The following is a 16,835-nucleotide window of genomic DNA, read 5'->3' on the forward strand; positions in this document are numbered from 1 at the left end:
TTCGCTGAATGGAGACTTTTGTTACCTGCGCAAAGCGGCGTTCGCCATCTGCACTATAGGGCTGTCGCCGAATGGGTGAACAGGGCATTCACGCTTCGGCAAGGTCCGATGTGGAATTTCCGATTTGCGACCGTGCAATTACTTTCATTGACCGATTTGATCGAGGAACGACTTATGACCCAATTCAGCAGACTGTCAAAGATGGCAACTCTCGCCGCGCTCTGCATAGCCAACCCATTGTTCGCTCATGTGAAGCTCACGGCTTCGAGTCCGGCTGTAAATGCAAAAATCGCCAAGCCGGGAAAGATTGTTCTTACATTCTCTGACAAGGTGGTTGCGACGACTTTCAAAACCGAACTGATGATGGTGAGCATGCCGGGGATGGCAGACCACCCCCCGATGAAAATGGCCGGCTACTCGACGCAGATGAGCGCGGATGGAAAGTCCGTCACTTTGCTTTTGAAGCGTGCGCTTCCAACCGGGGGTTATGTCCTGAAATGGTCCGCTGCTGGGAATGATGGGCACAACGTCACTGGTGAATTGCCCTTCAACGTGAAATAGGCCTGCGCATTCCTCTTTCGGCCATGACAACCAAGGCAAGGAAGGCGAATCCACCCCCGGCGCCAAAAGTCACCGCCGACCCGAACATATCCCAAAATACTCCCGCCAAAAGGTTTGCGACGAGCATGGTGACGCCGACAGCCAGATTGAACAGGCCGAATGCGGAGCCCCTGAAAGCTGGGGGCGCAGATTCGGCGACCATTTTGGCCAACAGCCCCTGTGTCAGCGCCATGTGTGCGCCCCACAAGGCAATGCCGGCAAAGACCCCCGGCAAGCCTTGCGCCCATGCCAGGCAGAAGTCAGCCGCGACGAGACAGGCAAGCCCCAGGAGCATCGGGCGCACGGGCCCACGATCATCTGCCATTGCGCCTGCGGGATAGGACCCAAGCGAATAGACAAGGTTCATTGCAACCAAGACAAGCGGAGCAAGGGCAAGGGGCAGTCCGGCAGCATTCGCCTTGAGAACAATGAAGGCCTCGCTGAAGCGTGCCATCGTGAAGACAATGCCGATCCCGACGACGGCCCAAAAGCTTCGGTCTAGCGCGCGCAGGTCCTTCATGGTGACGGGTGCTTGCGGTTGGGCTTTTATCGCTTCTTTGCCTTCTTCAATCCCGAAGAGAACAAGCAGAACTGCAACAAATCCAGGAATCGCTGCGACCCAGAAAACGCTGCGCATGTCATTTGCAAACAGGGCCATCAATCCGACCGCCGCAAGCGGGCCGGCAAAGGCCCCGACCGTATCGAGCGACTGACGAAGCCCATAGGCTCGTCCCCGAATTTCCGGCGGCGTGACATCGGCTACCAGCGCATCGCGCGGCGCGCCGCGAAGTCCCTTTCCGATACGGTCTACAAATCGGGCACCGAGAATCGGTATTGGACCGACGGCAAGAGCAAAGAGCGGTTTCGAGGCGGCCCCAAGGCCGTAGCCAAGAAGAATGAGCGGCTTGCGACGTCCCAGCCTGTCGGAAACATAGCCAGAAAAGACTTTGGAAATCGAGGCAGTCGCTTCAGCTACTCCGTCGATTAGCCCGACCAAGGCGACGCTCGCGCCAAGCACTGTCGTCAGAAAAAGGGGCAAAAGCCCGTGGATGATTTCGGACGAAATATCCATGAACAGGCTGACAAAGCCAAGCGCCCATACCGTGCGGGGAATGGCAGGGCGGCGGGATTCCCCGTCCGGGTTCAACCTGCAACGACCGCAAAGGCGCGGACAGGAAACGTGCCAAAGCCTTTTACCTTTGGCGGTACCGCGCAGAAGCGGAAGTTACTGTCCGGCAATGCCCCAAGATTGGTCATATGCTCGACAATCGGAATGTCCGCGCCGAGAAGCGCCGTGTGGATCGGCCGCGAGCGGGTGCGGGTATCGTCGATATTGTAGCTGTCGATCCCGACCAACGCGGCACCACGATCCACCAGAAGGCGCGCTGCGGCTTCCGTCAGAAACGGATGGTTCTCGAAATACGGTTCGGTACGCCAGAACCGATCCCAACCGGTATGGACCAGCACGGCCTTCCCCGAAACATCCAGGCCTGCGAAAGCATTCGTATCGACGGCAAGTCCGTGCTCAAATGGCTGGTGGACGACGACTCCGTCAAGCTCTGCCAATTGCGACAGATCGAGTCCAGCAAGGTCTTTGCCCTCCGCAAAGCGATGAAACGGGCTATCGATGTACGTGCCAGTATTCGCGACCATGTCGATGCGCCCGATCTGGAAGGTCGAGCCATCGTCATAATGGCTGCCCGATGCCTCACGCTCCCAATAGTCGCAGATGACCGGTGCGGGCAGCCCCATGAACGTAACCATGCCATGTTCAATCTCGTGTGAAAGATCGATCAGTCGGTCCTGCGCATCTTCCATAATGCATATACTCCGATGCCCATCCAGATAAGATTGAGCGCCGCCGATGGCAGTGCCCTGTTTACCCAGCCATTGATCAGGAAGCCCATCGAGCCAACGACATTCATTACCTGATAGGCCACCGACTGCGCCTTGAGGCGGCCCAAGGTCAACAGGATATAAGCGAGCAGGATGAGAATTGCGCCTGCCCACCCGACGACTTCGACAAGGATCAATGGGGCTGAGCTCAGGCTGCCAGCTTCCTCAGCACATAGTGCAGGATGCCGCCGTTCATGAAATACTCGACTTCATTGGCCGTATCGATCCGGCAAAGCGCAGTGAAGGTAAAGCTGCTCCCATCCTTTCGGGTTACGAGCACGTCCACATCCTGTCGCGGTTTCAAGCTGGCTATGCCCTTGATCGTGAAGCTGTCATCGCCAGTCAGGCCAAGCGACGTGCGCGTATCCCCATCCTTGAATTGGAGCGGCAAGACGCCCATGCCGACCAGATTCGAGCGGTGAATGCGTTCGAAGCTTTCGACAATGACGGCACGAACTCCGAGAAGATTGGTGCCTTTGGCTGCCCAGTCACGGCTCGAACCCGTGCCATATTCCTTGCCGGCGACAACAACGAGGGCCGTGCCATCGGCCTTGTGGCGCATGGCGGCGTCATAGATCGGCATGACTTCGTTGCCATAACGCGACATGCCCCCTTCGATTCCCGGGACCATTTCGTTCTTGATGCGAATATTGGCAAAGGTGCCGCGCATCATCACTTCATGATGGCCGCGCCTTGCACCATAGGAATTGAAATCTGCCTTGGAAACCTGGTGTTCCATCAGCCAGGTACCGGCCGGACTGTCAGCCTTGATCGAGCCCGCCGGGCTGATGTGGTCCGTTGTGATCGAGTCTCCAAGGATCGCAAGCGGCTTCGCTTCAATGATATCGCCAACCGGTGCCGGCGTCATTGTCATGCCTTCGAAATAGGGAGGGTTGGCAACATAGGTCGAACCGGCGCGCCATTGGTATGTCTCGGACCCTTCGACCTGGATAGCCTGCCAATGCGCGTCGCCCTGATAGACGTTCGCATAGCGCGCCTGAAACATGGCGCGGTCGATATTTGCGGCCATTGTGTCGGCCACTTCCTGGTTGGTCGGCCAGATGTCCTTGAGGTAAACGTCCGTCCCGTCGGTCGCTTGCCCGATCGGCGTGGTGGTAAAGTCCTCGGTCACAGTGCCCTTCAGCGCATAGGCGACGACAAGGGGCGGCGACGCGAGAAAGTTTGCGCGGACGTCCGGCGACACCCGGCCTTCAAAGTTGCGGTTGCCCGAGAGGACTGAGGCCGCAACAATATCATTGCTGTTGATAGCCTTGGAGATCGGCTCGGCAAGAGGACCGGAATTGCCGATGCAGGTCGTGCAGCCATAGCCGACCAGGTTGAAGCCGATTGCGTCAAGATGCTCCTGCAACCCGGCCTTCACCAGATAGTCAGTGACGACCTGCGATCCCGGCGCGAGTGAAGTCTTCACCCAGGGTTTCGGTTTCAGCCCGAAGGCATTGGCCTTTTTCGCCACGAGACCTGCCGCAACCAGGACGCCGGGATTCGATGTATTGGTGCAGCTGGTAATCGCGGCGATGACGACGTCGCCATCACCGATGTCATGAGCCTTGCCTTCGACGGGAACGCGTTTGAAACCGTCGTGCTTGTAGATGGATGAAAGTTCGCCATTGAAAACGTCGTCAACGTCGGTCAGGGCAACCTTGTCCTGCGGACGCTTCGGTCCGGCAAGACTCGGGACAACCGTCGACATGTCAAGTTCGAGTGTCGAGGTGAAGACCGGATCCGGCGAGTCTGAATAACGCCACAGGCCCTGTACCTTGGCATAGGCTTCCGTGAGCGCGATCTGGGATTCGTCACGCCCCGACAAGCGCATATAATCCAGTGTCTTTTCATCAATGCCGAAAAAGCCGCATGTCGCGCCATATTCAGGCGCCATGTTGGCCAGCGTCGCGCGATCCGCGAGTGTCAGTGAGGACAGGCCCGGCCCGAAATATTCGACGAAACGACCAACCACCCCGTGCTTTCTGAGCATCTGCGTGCATGTCAGCACAAGGTCGGTCGCGGTTATGCCTTCCTTCAACACGCCCGTAAGCTTGAATCCGACCACCTCAGGAATCAGCATCGATACGGGCTGGCCAAGCATCGCTGCTTCAGCCTCAATCCCGCCAACACCCCAGCCAAGCACGCCAAGCCCGTTGATCATTGTCGTGTGGCTGTCGGTCCCGACGCAGGTATCCGGATAGGCGACCGTAGCGCCGCTTGCATCGGTCGACGTCCAGACTGCCTGGGCAATGTTTTCAAGATTGACCTGGTGACAGATGCCGGTGCCCGGCGGAACCGCCTTGAAATTGTCGAGGCTCTTCGAGCCCCATTTCAGAAAGTCGTAACGCTCCCCATTGCGGTGATATTCGATCTCGACGTTCTGCTCGAAGGCCTTTGGATGGCCGAACTCGTCGACCATGACCGAATGGTCGATAACAAGGTGTACCGGTACGAGCGGATTGATCTTCGACGTGTCCCCGCCCAACTTGGCAATGGCATCGCGCATAGCGGCCAAATCGACCACGCAGGGAACCCCGGTGAAATCCTGCAACAGGACCCGGGCAGGGCGATATTGGATTTCGGCATCCGAGGTAGGATTTTTCTGCCAGTCGATGAGAGCCTGGATGTCGCCTGTCGAGACCGTAAATCCGCCATCCTCGAACCGCAGCAGGTTTTCGAGCAGGACCTTCATGGAAAACGGAAGCCTGGAAATATCGCCAAATTTGGCAGCCGCCTTGTTGAGCGCATAATAGGCGTAGCTCTTGCCTCCCACATCAAGTGTCGAGCGTGTCCCGAGCGTGTCTTGTCCAACGGCTGTCATGAAGGTCTCCCCTGATTGCGCGTGCAAGGGCGAGCCGATTGGCGATTGCCACTGCACGGGGCTGAAATGTCCCGAAATCCGGCACGGCGCATGACTGCATGTGCGGAACGTTCGCCAAGGCTGTTAGCAGGGCGACGACGGGCTGTCAGCCCCCGTACCGGACAGATTCTTGCGTCAGTCATGCATCAAGCTGAGCCCTTGATGGAACCTTGCCATGCTTCACCAATGGCCTTAGCCTGCGTCTTGTCCAAGGTGGAGACGAGTCCCGATCCGGACAACGGAATCGGAGGTCGCGCCGCACTTGCCATGGCCGTGTCGTGCGTGAGATTTGAAACCGGGCCGTGATGGCCACGCTTGGTCTGCGGCCCCAACAGGGATGCTTTGAAATGAGAAATGGTCTTTTTGCAGGCGCCATTATGGCGCTCACTCTTGGTTTGTCTTCGCCTGCCTTGGCGCAGGAATCGTCCTACACACCAGGCAACTATACGGATGTATCGGGCATTGACGTCCTTGACGGGCAGTTCGAGAACTACATGGACTATCTCGCCGGACCATGGAAAGCTCAGCAGGAGTTCGCTAAGTCAAAGGGCTATATCACCAGCTATCAAGTCCTCGCGAATCCTTATGCCCGTGCTGGCGAGCCGGACCTCTTCCTCGTTACTGTCTATCCAAAAGTCTATGATGCTGCCGAGCAATTGCGGCAGCAGAAGGAATTTGAAGCGTTCATGAAGTCTGACGCGCGAAAGCTGGACACGGCTTACGGAGCCCGCAGCACCATGCGCAAGAGCATGGGCCAGCAGCAACTCCAGGAATTGAAGCTCAAGTAAAAGGAAAAGCCGCGCGGCCTTTCAGTCGCGCGGCTTGCTTTTCCCTTATACCGTGTTCAGCCGAAGCTGACGTTGGTCTGCACATTCCTGCGGCGCATCGCGGCACCGACGAAGCCAAAGCCCAAAATCATCATGGCCCATGTGGCCGGCTCTGGAACAGCTGAACTCCCCGAGACGGTCAGGTTGGAGAACTTGAACGCATCAACCTTGCGATCGGCATTGTTGAAGGCCGCGCCGACAAGCCAGATGTTTCCCACATTGGCAGCCGGATTCAGCAAGCGCGTATTGGTCGTTCCCCCACCGGTCAGCGTCGAGAATCCGCCATTGAAGACGCCCGAAAGCGTTGCAAAGCTCTGGTTGTTAAGCGCCGGCTGGCTATTCCAAGGCGTATTCGTCGTACCGAAGCCAACAGTCGCGTCAGTATCGAGGGAGTTGCCCAAAGAAAATGGTGTGAACTTTCCCGACACTAAGCTGACGGCCTTGTCGAATTGCAGGATGAAGAAATCATACCGGTTCTGGTTGTCAGCCGTATGCGTGTTGCCGGATCCGTTTTCATCACCTGACGTTACGCCCAGACCGGAGCTGTAAAAACCCAAATAGGAGTCCTGCACAACGCCCGCTTGGGTCGCTGACGTAAGGCTCCAGCCGGTCACGCGCATGTTCAGTGTCGTCCCACCACTCGTCGCAGTGAATGTACGCGAATTGGCGTCGGCACCGCTCGTGCTCGAAGATCCGCCCGTCAAGCTGAATACATAGGTGGCCGCATGCGCCGAAGAGACAGACGCACCCGCTGAGAGTGCCAAAGCACATGCGACAGAAGTCGCCCGAGAAACCAAGCTCATTTCACTTACCCCGTAAAAATGAGGCCTTAAAATGCCCGAAACGGCGACCGTAGTCTATCGAAGAAATGGCTGAATTCTGGGGTTTATGTCTTGTTTTGAGACGAGGTCATTGCCCGAAAAAAGTTGCGGACCACTAGCTGTTAACCATCGAAGCCCGCAGAAGTTCGCCGCCAATCTGGCGCAGCAAGAATCAAAGCGGCGTAACCGCAAGACTGACCATGGTTAAGCGGGAAACCCCAGCACGCGACGTTCGCCTGCAATCAGTCTTGCAGAATTTGACCGAGCAAGAATCGATTCGCAACCAACTGCGACCTCGAACTATCGCGCTCGCAAGTGTTGCAACCCCAGCTGAATAGGGCTTATCGGCTGCGCTTCGACAGTTCCGACCGCTAGTCAAACCAAGACTGAGACCAAGATGCGCCTTGCCATACTGACACCCGCGCTCGACTATTATGTCAATTGGCACGCCGATGCGGGAGATTATCGACGCGTGTTCGGAGAAGCTGTCTCGTTCAGGGAATGGCGCGATCCAGGCAACCTGAAGGAATTCGACCTGATCATGCCCCTTCTGGTCTGGGGTTATCAACACGATCCGGTCCTTTGGGATGCGCACCTTGCCGCTTGGCGCGGGCTTCCCTTCGCCAACACGCTTCCAACACTGCGATGGAACACAAGAAAGACCTATCTCGTCGCGCTGGAATCGCGCGGAGTAGCCATTGTTCCAACTCGCGTTGCTTCATCCTTTAGCGATCAGGATCTCGAGTCCGCGCGTGCAATCTTTGGCGACGTCGCCTTAGTGGTAAAGCCAACAATTTCAGGTGGCGCGGAGGGTACCCATCTTTTGCGGCCGGGAGATCCGGTTCCGACCGACGTTGCCCTGCGCGAAATGCTAATCCAGCCACTCATGTCAGCAATTTCTGAAGAAGGTGAGTTCAGCCTGTTCTACTTTGGCGGAGAATTCAGTCACGCCATTCTTAAACGTCCGGCTGCGGGCGATTTTCGCGTCCAGGAGCAGTTTGGTGGCACGGAAATCCAGATAGAGCCGCCGCTGAACTCGCAACATCTTGCGAATTCGGTCCTAAGCGCGTTGCACGAGCCCCCGCTATATGCGCGGGTCGACATGATCCGCGGTGCCGATGGCGAATTCCAGCTGATGGAACTTGAACTGATTGAGCCATCGCTTTTCCTTCGCCACGCACCTGACCGCGGCGCAATGTTTGCCCAGGCCGTGCAGCACCATGTCGAAAAGAACCACAGCGGTTGACTTCGTCGTGCGCCTTCGCCAAGGGCCTGCCTCGCCCGAGCGCAACCATGGACAGGTGGCCGAGTGGTTAATGGCAGCAGACTGTAAATCTGCCCGCGAGAGCGTACGCTGGTTCGAATCCAGCCCTGTCCACCACACTTGTGATTTTGCCGTACCCGGCTTCTGATTTGACGCAGCAACAACCGCAATCGGCCAGTTGTCGTTGCTGCTGTGCGGCGAAGTTGGCGGCGAGGCGAATAGAGGCAGGGATGGGGGCCAAGAGCCTCGCCGCACTCGAATGTCTATAGGAAAACCCTCTCCGACGCGCGCGCCACGTTCGACGAGTGCACTTTCGGCTTCTGCGAACGTCGGAAAATCGCCCTCAGCCGCAACTTTTGGCTGATCACCCCGAACGACGGAAGCCCGCGAAGTATCCTAGTACGAAGGACGCAACCAGGACCATCTGGACTTTGCCAAGTTCATCGTGCCAGCCAATGACTTGTCGTCCAAAGGCGAAAAGGCCCACAAAGAGGGCAGTCGCTGCAATCCTCATCCCATTTTCCCACGACGAGTCCCTGGCCGTGATTGAACCCCCGCATTGAAGTGTGCGGGCTCATGCCTAAGAAAAGATGAATCTTGCCCTGCGGTCAGTGCACCGGTATCGGGCAGGCGCACCCCACACTCTTGCCCAGAAAGTCCGCCCGATGAAGATGCGAGTCCATGTCACTCTCAAGAACGGCGTACTCGACCCGCAAGGAAAGGCGATCCATCACGCGCTTGAAGGTCTTGGCTTTTCTGGCGTCAACAGTGTTCGGCAAGGCAAGTTGATTGAGCTCGACCTGGACGATTCGGTCACCGAGGCTGCGGTTGAAGACATGTGCCGCAAATTGCTGGCCAACACAGTCATCGAGAATTTCCGTATCGAAAGGGCCTGAGGCCATGAAATCCGCTGTCATTGTCTTTCCCGGTTCCAATTGCGATCGCGACATGGCGATGGCTCTCGAACTTGCAACCGGTCGGGTGCCAGAGATGATCTGGCACAGGGAAGCCGAGCTGCCGGACGGGTTGGATATCATCGCCATTCCGGGTGGGTTTTCCTACGGCGACTACCTCAGGTCGGGCGCGATGGCGGCGCAATCGCCCGTCATGCGCGCTGTCGTGAGAGCCGCGGGGCGCGGCGTTTCTGTGCTGGGTGTATGCAATGGCTTTCAGGTCCTGACGGAAGTCGGTCTTTTGCCAGGTGTGCTGATGCGCAATGCCGGGATCAACTTCGTCTGCCGCGATGTGTCGCTCAGTGTGGCGAACAGCCAGTCGATTTTCACGAGCAGGTACGAGCAGGATGAACTGCTTACCATTCCGGTTGCGCATCATGATGGGAATTATTTCGCGGACAGAGCCACGCTCGATCGCCTTGAGGGCGAGGGCCGGGTTGCATTTCGATATCAGGAGCAGGTCAACGGTTCAGTCAACGATATTGCTGGCATCCTCAATGCCGAAGGCAATGTGCTGGGAATGATGCCGCATCCCGAGCGGATGATTGAAGCCGCTCATGGCGGCACCGACGGGCTGAGACTGTTTGAAGGGCTTGTCGGCAGGGTCTTGGCCTGATCACGCAAAAGGTCGATCAATTTTCCACGAGCGCAAGCAATTCCGACAGAGTGAAGGGCTTGGCGAGCACCGGACGTCCACGGAAGGCCTCGACTGGGATGCCCCCCGTGTCCGCACTCATGAAATGGATACATAACCGCTGATAACGGGACTGTGCGGCATCGGCCAGTTCCGGACCGGTCATCCCTGGCATCTGCACATCGGTCAAAAGCACCGAGATATTTTCGTCAAGCAATGCCAGTGCAGTTGCGCCGCAGTCAGCCTCTGAAACGTCATGCCCATTGTCGCGCAACGCATCTGCCGTCATCTGACGGATACGGCTGTCATCATCGACAACGAGGATTTTCACGCGATTGCGCCGACTGCCCTACCCGCTTCGGCGAACCGGCCAAGCACCGTATCGATCTGCTCGCGTGTGTGCTCGGCACACAGGGAGCACCGAAGCAGGAATGTGCCAGCTGGTGTCGCAGGCGGTCGCGCCATATTTACATAGACGCCAAGCTCTATCATCCTGTCCCACATGGTAACGGCCTGATCCTGATCATCGAGCAGGACGGTGACAATGGCAGACTCAGGCGTCTCTGTCGGGAGGCGGAAGCCAAGCGCCTTGAGGCCGCCATGCAGCTGGCGAACATTTTCCCAAAGATGCTGGCGCTTGTTGTGGGCATGCATCAACTTGCGAATTGAAGTCGCAGCGGTCGCGACCACACTGGGTGGCAAGGATGCTGTAAAAACATAGGGACGACAAACCAGCCGCAAAATCTCGAAACTGGGATGATTGGACACGACAAAGCCACCCACCGTGCCAACCGATTTCGAGAAGGTACCGACCACGAAATCGACCTCTCCGTCCAGTCCCTGAGCCTCATAGACTCCGCGGCCATTCGGGCCATAGAAACCCATCGAATGTGCCTCGTCGACGAGCACCTGGGCGCCATGCTTCTTGGCAACGGCGACCATCTTGTCGAGCGGCGCAATGTCGCCAAGCATCGAATAGACGCCTTCGAGAACGACGAGTTTGGCGGCTTCCACGGGCAGGCGACCGAGCCTCTTGTCAAGATCCTCGACGCTGTTGTGACGAAAGCGAACGATCTCGGCGTTGCCAAGAAAACACCCATCATAGATTGATGCATGACTGTCTGCATCGAGGATGACATAGTCGCCCTTGCCTGCAACGGTTGAAACAAAGCCCAGATTCGCCTGGTATCCCGTTGAAAAGACCATGGCATGTTTCGTGCCGTAAAATTCCTTCAAGGCGTCTTCGGCGTCGATATGATCCCGGAACGTGCCATTGAGGCAACGGCTGCCATTCGTGCCAGACCCGTATGAATCAAGTGCTTCCTTGCCCGCTCGGATCACGTCCGGATCAAAGGTCATTCCCATGTAATTATAGGTGCCGAGCAGGATCGTATCCTTGCCCTTGATGACAGCTTCTGTCGGCGATTTGACTTCGTCCATCACGATTCCGATCGGATCGCGTACGCCCGTCGCCATGAGCGCAGCCTTTTCCGCGATCAGGGCATCGAACTTTGAGAAAAGGTCAGTCATTCCGATTTCAACCTCGCAACAGCATCGACAAGTTGGCCAACGGTTTCGATTTCAGCCTGCATGTTCATTGTGATGAGAATGTCGAACTCATCCTCGATCGCAGCAACGAAATCCATCACGGTCAGGCTGTCCCATTCGAGATCGTGCTGGAAACTTGTTGCGTCCGTCAGAGCGATGCCCTTCTTGTTGAAGGGCTCGATCTGGGCAGCAACGGTCTCGGTTATGGCGGCCCGGTCAGTCATGGCAATTCCTTGTAATTTTATGTCGCGCCTATTTCACCAGAATGCGGCAGGAAGGCGGCAAGACTTGGCAAGTCGGCGCCCATCATGCAAGTGTGACGATGAAGCACATCGTCCGGGGAGAGCTAGCGATGCCTGACGACAAGTCACCCTATTCGCCCAATGCCGTGCACCTTGTGCGCACGACGCAACAGATCAACCTGACGCTCAGTCAAATGGCGGACCAAAAGGCCTCCATCCTGATGGGGGCAACCTTCGTTGTCTTCACGATTTCGGTCGGGCAGGCAAGCAGACAGGGCGTTACGGCCGCCTTACTTGTGCTTGCGCTCTTCTCCTTCATTTCAGCAATGCTCGCCGTGTTTGCAATCCTGCCGTCCATCGCGACGAAGCCAAGCCCGGGTGGCAGTCCCAACATCCTGTTCTTCGGCACCTTCACTGCAATGGGCGAGGATGAATTTGCTGATACGGTTCTGGAGCAACTGAAAAGTGACGAAACCATCTATCGTGCCATGCTGCGCGACATTTACCAGAATGGCCAAGTCCTGCAGCGCAAGAAATACCGGTTCCTGGGTTATGCCTATCGCACTTTTCTCGCCGGACTTGTGCTGACAGTCGCAACTCTGATTGCTGAGCGACTGTTCTAATTGTCGGTATCGAATAGGCCTGCAAGCTGTTCAACCATTGTGCCTCCAAGCTGCTCGGCATCCATGATCGTCACGGCCTTCTGGTAGTAGCGGGTTACATCATGGCCGATGCCGATGGCGCAGAGTTCGACGGGAGAGCGGTTTTCGATCCAGCCAATTACCTGGCGCAGATGCCGTTCAAGATAAGCGCCGTTATTCACTGACAGCGTCGAATCATCGACCGGGGCGCCGTCTGAAATAACCATCAGGATCTTGCGCTCTTCCGGTCTGGCGATGAGCCGGCTGTGAGCCCAGAGCAACGCTTCGCCGTCGATGTTTTCCTTCAGGAGACCCTCACGCATCATCAGGCCCAACGACTTTTTCGCGCGCCGCCAAGGCTCGTCTGCGGCCTTGTAGAGAATGTGGCGCAGGTCGTTGAGGCGCCCGGGCGAAGAGGGCCGTCCAGCTGCCAGCCAGGATTCACGGCTCTGCCCGCCCTTCCAGGCTCGCGTTGTGAACCCCAATATCTCTGTCTTGACACCACAGCGTTCAAGCGTTCGCGCCATGATGTCCGCGCTGATTGCAGCAATGGAAATGGGCCGACCGCGCATGGATCCCGAATTGTCGATCAGCAGCGTCACGACCGTGTCGCGAAATTCGGTATCGCGCTCAATCTTGTAGGACAGCGAATGGCCGGGAGCCGTCACGACGCGCGCCAACCGCGCCGCATCCAGAATCCCTTCTTCCTGGTCAAAGTCCCAACTGCGGTTCTGCTGTGCCATGAGGCGGCGCTGCAGGCGGTTGGCCAGTTTGGTCACCGCGCCCTGCAAGTGAAGCAGTTGCTGGTCGAGATAGGCCCGCAAGCGCGTCAGTTCATCCTCATCGCACAGGTCAGTGGCCGCGATGACTTCATCATATTTGTCTGTCCAGGCCTTGTAGTCAAAACTGGGCGGCAAGTCAGAAAGCGGCCGGTTCGGCCGCACGGGCATCATTCCTTCCTCACCCTCATCCCCGGGTTCGCCATCCGCTTCCATATCGGAGTCGGACTCGATTTCCTGTTCATTGCCTTCGTCGGCATCGCCTTCGCTGGCGTCTGCGCGGGCCTCCATTTCGGCCTGTGAATCGCCGTCCTCGCCTTCTTCCTGGCTTTGATCGGAGCCTTCTTCCTGATCCGAATCCTCGTCGCTTCCGTCTTCGTTCGGATCGAATTCGTCATTCGCGTTAATCAGGTCGAGATCGGCCAAAAGCTTTTGCGCAAGTGTTGCAAACGCCGCCTGATCGTCGATTGCAAGGCCAAGCGCGTCCAGGTCGGCTGCGCCCCTTTCCTCTATCCAATCTCTGACCATGTTGAGGCCATTGAGTGCAACTTCCGGTGGCGCGTCACCCGTCAGCCGTTCGCGCACCAGCAGTCCAATGGCCGAAGATAATGGCACCTCATCAACTGCCAAGGCCCGAGCAATCGGGTCAGAACGCATGCGCATGGAAAGCGCGTGCGAGAGATTTGCACGAACGCCCTCCATGGACTTTGCCCCCAGCGCTTCAACTCGAGCGGCTTCTATTGCATCGAATACGGCAGCGGCAGTCGGATCTCCGGGTCGATTGATGGCATGCACAGCGTCGCTGTGATGGCGCAACCGCAGAGCCATGCCGTCGGCAAATCCACGCGCCTCTGCTACCTGGTCGGGCGGCAGCGATCGTCCCGGCATCGGAACGCGAAAATTCTTGCCGCTTTGCGTTGGTGCGTCAGCGGTGAAAGCGAGTTCGATCTCCGGCTCATGCGCCATGGCGCGGGCAGTGCCTGCAAGCACAGATTTGAACGTATCAAGAGGCGATTGGTCGGACATGATCCTCTTGCCTTAGCCGCGAAATGATCGCGGCGGAAGATTGCCAGAGCCGCTCTTTGCTTTTCCGATCGATAACCATTTGTTCGTTTTCCTTCATTAAGGATCAAGTCTCGGAAATCCGATGATTTCCAGACGGGTTGCAAGAGGCGTACCGCAGTGCCGAACTGTTCAAGATCCGGGTGTCAAAAACACTCTGCCACGATCGGGTTGCGCATGTCTTTTTCGCGCCGCTGCCGCTTGAGCACTGGCTTGACATGAAGAACCGCGCTCGGACCGCAGAACGTCGCGAAAATGCGGACAACAGGGATCGGCGCCTTTCCGTGCTGCTCTGGGCGGCACTTTTTTCTCTTATTTGCGGCGCCATTGAATTTGGGCAACCTCTCGAAGACCTGATTCAGGCTGGCCGCGACGTCGTGCGAAGCCGGGATTCCAAGATCGATGCAGTCGTTGTCGGCATAGATGACAAGACTGCAAACGAACTGGGGGGCCTCGACTATCCGCGTCATATCGATGCCCAAGCCCTGGACAAATTGTTCGCAATGGGAGCGCGAAGGGTGTTCTTCGACAAGGCCTATGCTGATCCCACAACACCGTCCCAAGATGCCGCTTTCAGTGCCGCTCTTAAGCGCCACGCTGGGCGCGTCTTTCTCGGGGTGATCAACACGAAGGACGCCGCAACAGACCAGAAAGTCGAGATAGGGCCGCGCCCAGAGTTCACGAAGGAGGCTCAACTCACCTCACTCAACGGCAAGATAACGCCGTTCGGTCTGTCAGTCAGGATTCCCTTCAACGGCACTCTCAATGGCCAGCGCGTGCGGTCAATGTCGACGGTGATCGCGGGCATTGATGTAGAGGGATGGGATCACTATCGTCCCGACTGGGCAATTCAGGCCCGGTCTATTCCCACCTACAGTCTTGTTGACATTGTCCGGAATCGGGTCCCGGACAATCGGATTGCCAACCGCGACGTTGTCATCGGGCCAACAGCAGCTGCCTTCAACGATTTTCACCATATTGCGTCACAAGGCTGGCTGCCCGGTGTCTATTTTCAGGTAATTGGGGCAGAAACCCTACGGCGCGGCCTTCCTGATTATTGGGGCTGGCTTCCGGCATACCTTGTTGGCCTCGGTCTTGCGATTGCTCATCTTTACACCAAGCGGATGCGAGTTGTGTGGTTGACATCTGGGGCGGCGATTGTCGTCTTCGGGGTGCTGCCGATCTTCCTTGATCAGAGGTTGATTACCGTCGATGTGGTCCCCGCTGTTTTATTGTTTTCAATTATTGCCTATCGCGCGACGACGCTGCGGCGTGTGCTCAGGAGCAGCCAGACCAACATCGTATCTGGCCTGCCCAATCTCGCGGCACTCCGCTATGCTGGCACTACCCGACATGAAACATTGATTGCGTTGAAAATGCGCAATTATGCAGAAATCGCCGCAAGTTTTGACCGCCTTGTTGAGCGCGCAGTCATCGACGAAATTTGTCGACGCGTTGTGCTGAGCGGAGATGATGATGAAATTTTCCACAGCGAGGACACCCTTCTCTGGTTTAGTGAACTTCCGATGGGCGAGGACTTGGCCCATCATCTGGAAGGGCTGAAGGCGATTCTGAGCACTGCACTGCCGATCGATGGACGCGAAATTGACATTTCAATCGCATTTGGAGTGGACGCCGACTACGAACGCCCGATGACGAGCCGCATCGGCAGCGCAATGCTATGTGCCGAAGAAGCTGCGCGCGCCAACGACATCTGGAAATTCTATGATCCTGAGCGGCTTCACGAAGCCGCCTGGCAGTTATCCTTGCTGAGCAGGTTGGATCATGCAGTCGATAACGGGGAAGTGTGGGTCGCGTTCCAGCCAAAGCTTGACGTAAAAGCCAATCGCATCGTCGGAGCGGAAGCCCTTGTGCGTTGGAGCCACCCGGAACGTGGCCTGATCGGTCCGGACGATTTCATTTCGGTTGCCGAAAAGCACAACCGCATCGAAAAACTTACAGGCTTCGTGCTTGATCAGGCGGTAGCCGCGGCAGCGCAGATCAATGCAGAGGGATCTGATTTCGCAATTTCCGCCAATCTGTCAGTCCAGTTGCTCCAGAAGCCCGACTTGCTCAATTTCGTTGACCGCATACTCAAGAAGCACAACTTCCCGGCGTCAAAATTGATCCTCGAGATCACCGAGACTGGAAAGCTTGATAGAAACGGACCGGGAATCGCCATGATGCGGTCGCTCGTCGAACACGGCATCAAGGTGTCAATTGATGACTATGGCACGGGGAATGCGACATTGGATTATCTCAAGATCCTGCCATCTCACGAAGTCAAGATCGATAAGCAGTTTGTTGCCGATATCGATACCAATAATGACGACCTGATCCTTGTCGGTTCTACAATCAGGATGGTCCATTCGCTGGGCCGCAAGGTCGTTGCCGAAGGAGTGGAAACACCAGCCATTTTGCAAGCGCTGGCTCGCCTTGGTTGTGACATGGTCCAAGGATATCTGATCGGAAAGCCTATGAAGCTTCCGGAACTAACCGAACAAATCTTTTCGCAAGACAGGCGCGCTGCCAACGGCAACTAGTGCACGCCTTTTACAATATGTGACCTTCGAGGGAGCCTTGTCGTCGTTGTGGACGAATAGGGCCATTCGAATGCTGTCTTTGACCAAAATGGCTTCTCAGTAGCCCCCGGTGAAAAGCGCGGCGCAGTCCCACTAAAAACGGCGTGAGTTAATAGTCCTTCA

Annotated in this window: 16 protein-coding genes and 1 tRNA gene; 8 read left to right on the top strand and 9 right to left on the bottom strand. The window is 56.8% G+C overall.

Annotated features, from left to right (window positions below):
* Window positions 1-174: 174 nt before the first annotated feature.
* Complete coding sequence (locus K0O24_RS01535) at window positions 175-561, top strand: copper resistance protein CopC (RefSeq protein ID WP_219894085.1); 387 nt, start codon at window positions 175-177, stop codon at window positions 559-561.
* On the opposite strand, the gene K0O24_RS01540 is transcribed toward K0O24_RS01535, so the two are convergent.
* The 4 genes from K0O24_RS01540 to acnA are packed head-to-tail and all read right to left on the bottom strand — an operon-like array spanning window position 548 to window position 5,320.
* Window positions 548-1,747, bottom strand: a complete 1,200-nt coding sequence (locus K0O24_RS01540) for an MFS transporter (protein WP_219894086.1) — start codon at window positions 1,745-1,747, stop codon at window positions 548-550. The two genes, K0O24_RS01535 and K0O24_RS01540, sit on opposite strands and share 14 nt — an antisense overlap.
* On the bottom strand, window positions 1,744-2,418 hold the full coding sequence (locus K0O24_RS01545) for a cyclase family protein (RefSeq protein ID WP_219894087.1): 675 nt from the start codon (window positions 2,416-2,418) through the stop codon (window positions 1,744-1,746). Before K0O24_RS01545 ends, K0O24_RS01540 begins: the two co-directional genes overlap by 4 nt.
* A complete protein-coding gene (locus K0O24_RS01550) occupies window positions 2,394-2,633 on the bottom strand; it encodes a CBU_0592 family membrane protein (RefSeq protein ID WP_246611094.1) in 240 nt (79 codons plus the stop codon). The genes K0O24_RS01545 and K0O24_RS01550 overlap by 25 nt, the downstream gene beginning before the upstream one ends.
* A gap of 11 nt (window positions 2,634-2,644) precedes the next feature.
* Window positions 2,645-5,320, bottom strand: a complete 2,676-nt coding sequence (gene acnA / locus K0O24_RS01555; protein ID WP_219894088.1) for an aconitate hydratase AcnA — start codon at window positions 5,318-5,320, stop codon at window positions 2,645-2,647.
* A 416-nt stretch (window positions 5,321-5,736) separates the two neighbouring features.
* Here acnA and K0O24_RS01560 point away from each other — a divergent pair, with 416 nt between their 5' ends.
* On the top strand, window positions 5,737-6,147 hold the full coding sequence (locus K0O24_RS01560) for a hypothetical protein (protein ID WP_219894089.1): 411 nt from the start codon (window positions 5,737-5,739) through the stop codon (window positions 6,145-6,147).
* Between the two features lie 56 nt (window positions 6,148-6,203).
* On the opposite strand, the gene K0O24_RS16705 is transcribed toward K0O24_RS01560, so the two are convergent.
* Window positions 6,204-6,989, bottom strand: a complete 786-nt coding sequence (locus tag K0O24_RS16705) for a PEPxxWA-CTERM sorting domain-containing protein (RefSeq protein WP_246611095.1) — start codon at window positions 6,987-6,989, stop codon at window positions 6,204-6,206.
* A 415-nt stretch (window positions 6,990-7,404) separates the two neighbouring features.
* On the opposite strand from K0O24_RS16705, the gene K0O24_RS01570 reads away from it, so the two are divergent.
* The 4 genes from K0O24_RS01570 (at window position 7,405) to purQ (ending at window position 9,840) form a co-directional block, all read left to right on the top strand.
* Window positions 7,405-8,253 carry an ATP-grasp domain-containing protein gene (locus tag K0O24_RS01570; protein WP_219894090.1) on the top strand — a complete coding sequence of 283 codons (849 nt, stop codon included), beginning with the start codon at window positions 7,405-7,407 and terminating at the stop codon, window positions 8,251-8,253.
* Between the two features lie 49 nt (window positions 8,254-8,302).
* A tRNA-Tyr gene (locus K0O24_RS01575) sits at window positions 8,303-8,388 on the top strand.
* 548 nt (window positions 8,389-8,936) lie between these two features.
* Window positions 8,937-9,167: a phosphoribosylformylglycinamidine synthase subunit PurS gene (gene purS / locus K0O24_RS01580; protein ID WP_219895422.1), complete on the top strand. Its 231-nt coding sequence runs from the start codon at window positions 8,937-8,939 to the stop codon at window positions 9,165-9,167.
* A 4-nt stretch (window positions 9,168-9,171) separates the two neighbouring features.
* Window positions 9,172-9,840, top strand: a complete 669-nt coding sequence (purQ, locus tag K0O24_RS01585; RefSeq protein WP_219894091.1) for a phosphoribosylformylglycinamidine synthase subunit PurQ — start codon at window positions 9,172-9,174, stop codon at window positions 9,838-9,840.
* 16 nt (window positions 9,841-9,856) lie between these two features.
* Here purQ and K0O24_RS01590 read toward each other — a convergent pair whose 3' ends face one another.
* The 3 genes from K0O24_RS01590 to K0O24_RS01600 are packed head-to-tail and all read right to left on the bottom strand — an operon-like array spanning window position 9,857 to window position 11,630.
* Window positions 9,857-10,189, bottom strand: a complete 333-nt coding sequence (locus K0O24_RS01590) for a response regulator (RefSeq protein WP_219894092.1) — start codon at window positions 10,187-10,189, stop codon at window positions 9,857-9,859.
* Window positions 10,186-11,388, bottom strand: a complete 1,203-nt coding sequence (gene spt, locus K0O24_RS01595; RefSeq protein ID WP_219894093.1) for a serine palmitoyltransferase — start codon at window positions 11,386-11,388, stop codon at window positions 10,186-10,188. Before spt ends, K0O24_RS01590 begins: the two co-directional genes overlap by 4 nt.
* The gene (locus K0O24_RS01600) at window positions 11,385-11,630 is read right to left on the bottom strand and encodes an acyl carrier protein (RefSeq protein ID WP_219894094.1); all 246 of its coding nucleotides are present in this window, start codon (window positions 11,628-11,630) and stop codon (window positions 11,385-11,387) included. The genes spt and K0O24_RS01600 overlap by 4 nt, the downstream gene beginning before the upstream one ends.
* A gap of 98 nt (window positions 11,631-11,728) precedes the next feature.
* On the opposite strand from K0O24_RS01600, the gene K0O24_RS01605 reads away from it, so the two are divergent.
* Window positions 11,729-12,271 (top strand): Pycsar system effector family protein, encoded by a 543-nt coding sequence (locus K0O24_RS01605; protein ID WP_246611096.1) that lies wholly within the window; start codon window positions 11,729-11,731, stop codon window positions 12,269-12,271.
* On the opposite strand, the gene cobT is transcribed toward K0O24_RS01605, so the two are convergent.
* Entirely contained in the window at window positions 12,268-14,094 is a 1,827-nt protein-coding gene (gene cobT, locus K0O24_RS01610) for a cobaltochelatase subunit CobT (RefSeq protein ID WP_219894095.1), read from the bottom strand. The genes K0O24_RS01605 and cobT overlap by 4 nt on opposite strands.
* 179 nt (window positions 14,095-14,273) lie before the next feature.
* On the opposite strand from cobT, the gene K0O24_RS01615 reads away from it, so the two are divergent.
* A complete protein-coding gene (locus tag K0O24_RS01615; RefSeq protein ID WP_219894096.1) occupies window positions 14,274-16,673 on the top strand; it encodes an EAL domain-containing protein in 2,400 nt (799 codons plus the stop codon).
* The last annotated feature ends 162 nt before the right edge of the window (window positions 16,674-16,835 follow it).

Origin of the sequence: Aquisediminimonas profunda, assembly GCF_019443285.1 — a bacterium.
Taxonomy (GTDB): domain Bacteria; phylum Pseudomonadota; class Alphaproteobacteria; order Sphingomonadales; family Sphingomonadaceae; genus Aquisediminimonas; species Aquisediminimonas profunda.